The 2,343-nt window shown below is 63.6% G+C and carries 3 protein-coding genes; all 3 read right to left on the bottom strand.

Annotated features, from left to right (window positions below; translation table 11 throughout):
• Nucleotides 1-74 precede the first annotated feature (74 nt).
• Nucleotides 75-1,097 carry an ATP-binding cassette domain-containing protein gene (locus QMC81_11900; GenBank protein ID MDI6908173.1) on the bottom strand — a complete coding sequence of 341 codons (1,023 nt, stop codon included), beginning with the start codon at nucleotides 1,095-1,097 and terminating at the stop codon, nucleotides 75-77.
• Between the two features lie 84 nt (nucleotides 1,098-1,181).
• The gene (gene rpmB, locus QMC81_11895; protein MDI6908172.1) at nucleotides 1,182-1,373 is read right to left on the bottom strand and encodes a 50S ribosomal protein L28; all 192 of its coding nucleotides are present in this window, start codon (nucleotides 1,371-1,373) and stop codon (nucleotides 1,182-1,184) included.
• Between the two features lie 92 nt (nucleotides 1,374-1,465).
• Nucleotides 1,466-2,343, bottom strand: an 878-nt coding sequence (locus tag QMC81_11890) for an acyl-CoA dehydratase activase (GenBank protein ID MDI6908171.1), incomplete at its 5' end; no start/stop codon positions are given.

Here is a 2,343-nt window from a genome sequence, read left to right as displayed (position 1 = left end):
GATACGAGAGCGCTGGCGGGAAAGGCGCTTCATTTCCCGCAGGAACACGTAATAGGTGTCGTGTGGTAACGTGGTCACCGTGACCTCACCCGCCTCATGATCATCCGCGTGCGCATGGCTTCCTCCCGGCTTCCCGTTTCGTCACGCAGGTCGCGCCCCGTGAAGGCCAGATAGACGTCGTCCAGCGACGGCCTTTTGACGGTGACGGCCACGATGCGGGCCCCTGTGGGCTGGCACGCCTCGAAGAGGGACGGGACGACGTGTTCTCCATCCGACACGACGGCGATAAATTCGTTGCCGCCGCCGCGGCGGTCCAGGTGCCTCACCTGGGGCAGGTTCGTGATTACCTTCGCCGCCTCTTCCACCGACTGCTTTTCCCCTGCGAGCCGCAAAGTAACCAGGTCACCCCCGATGCGCGCCTTCAGGGTCGCCGGGCGGTCGATGGCCCGGATCTCGCCGCGGTCGATGATGCCGATGCGGTCGCAGAGGTTGTCCGCTTCCTCCATATAATGGGTCGTCAGGAAGATCGTCATGTTGACCTCGCGGCGCAGGTTGGCCACGTACTGCCATATCTGGCGACGCGTCTGGATGTCAAGACCCAGGGTCGGCTCGTCGAGGAAGAGCACCCGGGGGCGGTGGATCAGCCCGGCGGCGATGTCCAGTCGCTTGCGCATTCCGCCGGAATAGGTTTCCACCAGGTGGTCCGCCCGCTCGGCCAGGCCCACCAGGTCGAGCACTTCGGCGATGCGCCTCCGGGCCTCGCGACGCGGCAGGTGGTAAAACCCGGCCTGCAGGGCCAGGTTTTCCCTCCCGGTAAGGTTGTCGTCGGACGAGAGGTCCTGCGCCACGTAACCGATGCTCCTTCGCACGGCGTCGGGCTGCCGGACGACATCGTAACCGTTGATGGCGGCCCGCCCGGACGTGGGGCGGAGGAGGGTGGTGAGGATCATAATGGTCGTTGACTTTCCGGCACCGTTCGGCCCGAGGAAGCCGAAGACCTCCCCTTCGTCTACCGTGAAGGATACCCTGTTGACGGCCGTAACGTTGCCCGGGAAGGTCTTGGTCAGGTCCTCCACGACGATAATCGGTTCAGGCAACCTCTGTCACCTCGCCGGGACAGTGAGTAAAAAACGGCTCTCAGCTGAGCCGTTTCCTTCTAATCCACGGTTATTGAGCTTGGGTTAGAGCGCGCGCTGTACCTTCCCGCTGCGGAGGCAACGAGTGCAGACCCTTATGCGCTGCGGGCGCCCGCCCACGATGGCACGTACCCGCTGGAGGTTTGGTTCCCAACGCCGCTTGTTTCGAATGTGGGAGTGGCTGACCTGCATGCCGACCACCGCCGACTTGCCGCAGATTTCGCAGACCTTTGCCATGTCTCTTTCCACACCTCCTTGTACCGACCAACCTTGATTCTAACAAAATCATCCGCCCGGCGCAAGTAGAAAAGTTGAAGGGAACGGTTTTCCTACAACTGCAGGGGAACTTCACGCTGCTCATGGCGGCTGGAAGAGGAGAGGTGCAGGTTGTGCCATTTGCCGCACTTGGAGCCCCAGCGGGATACCAGTTCGTCGCTGATGTAGACCTCGTTGACCTCGCAGTTGTTCGGGCAGTCACTGCAGGTGAAGGTGCGGGGCTTGCATGTGAAACTGGCGATGGCCGAGGCGCCGCGGAAGTTGGACGGCATGCGGGTGCGCTCGGCGTTGCGCTTGGCCAGGATGGCTGCTCCGAAGGCCCCCATGACCTTGAAATGCTCGGGGACGATGACCGGGAAACCCAGGCGCTGGCGGAAAGCGGCGCGCATCCCGGTATTGGCGGCCACGCCGCCCTGGAACAGGACCGGGGGCTCGATCTTCCGCCCGCGGGCCACATTGGCGAGGTAGTTCCCGACCAGGGCCAGGCAAAGCCCGGCGATGAGGTCCTCCTTAAGGTAGCCCATCTGCTGCTTGTGGATCAGGTCTGACTCGGCAAAGACGCCGCAACGGCCCGCGATCTTGATCGGGCTGGTGGAGCGCATGGCGTAGTCGCCGAACTCCTCGATCGGGATGCCGAGGCGGGTGGCCTGGTGGTCCAGGAAGGAACCGGTTCCGGCAGCGCAGACAGTGTTCATGTTAAAGCCGACGGGTATGCCGTCCTGGAAGAAGATGATTTTCGAGTCCTGGCCGCCGATGTCGATGACGGTCCGTACATTGGGCTCGAAATGGCGGGCGGCCATGGCGTGGGCGGTGATCTCGTTCTTGATCACATCGGCGCCGACCATGATCCCCGCCAGGCGCCGGCCGCTGCCCGTGGTGCCCACGCCCGCTACGTCGATCTCGCCGCGGGCCTCGTAAAGCTCGCGGCGAG

The sequence above is a fragment of the Thermoanaerobacterales bacterium genome (assembly GCA_030019475.1).
GTDB lineage: Bacteria > Bacillota > Desulfotomaculia > Desulfotomaculales > JASEER01 > JASEER01.
The sequence above is the reverse complement of the archived record's forward strand: the minus strand, read 5'-3'. Positions and strand labels throughout refer to the sequence as shown.